Source organism: Pseudonocardia sp. SID8383 (genome assembly GCF_009864975.1).
GTDB classification, from domain to species: Bacteria; Actinomycetota; Actinomycetes; order Mycobacteriales; family Pseudonocardiaceae; genus Pseudonocardia; species Pseudonocardia alni.
Genome location: NZ_WWFY01000362.1, coordinates 1 through 541, shown reverse-complemented (window position 1 = coordinate 541; position 541 = coordinate 1). Strand labels below are relative to the sequence as shown.

The 541-nt window shown below is 79.1% G+C and carries 1 protein-coding gene; it reads left to right on the top strand.

Features of this window, described 5'->3' with window-relative positions; translation table 11 throughout:
* On the top strand, positions 1 to 442 hold a 442-nt coding region (locus tag GTW08_RS08695; RefSeq protein WP_202416774.1), incomplete at its 5' end, for a type II secretion system F family protein.
* Positions 443 to 541: the final 99 nt, after the last annotated feature.

Genomic DNA, 541 nt, shown 5'->3' with positions numbered 1-541 from the left:
CGACGGGCCGCTCGCCCGCGCCCTGCTCGAGCCGGCGGCCGTCGCCGCACGGATCGGTGAACCGGTACCGGAGGCACTGCGCCGGACGGCGCGAGGGCCCGCCCGGCGCGACGTCGAACGGGTCGCCTCGGCCTGGGAGCTCGCCGACACCCACGGCGCCCCGCTCGCCGACCTGCTCGCCGGGCTGCTCGACGACATCCGCTGGCGGATCGCGCACGGCGCCCGGGTGCGCGCCCAGCTCGCCGGACCCCGGGCGACGGCGTCGGTGCTGACCGGGTTGCCGTTGGCCGGGATCGGTCTCGGGCAGCTCATGGGTATCGCGCCGCTGACCGTGCTGCGCACCGGTCTGCACGGTCCGGCGCTGCTGCTGACCGGGGTCGTCCTCACGGTCGCCGGGGCGGCGTGGGCCGACCGGATCCTGCGTGCGGCGGTGCCGACGTGACCGCGGCCGCGCTCGGACTCGCCGCGCTCGCTCTGGCCGTCGGGGGCGGGCGTCCCGGGCCGGGACGGCTGCGTGGGCTGCGTGCCGTCGTCGGCACGG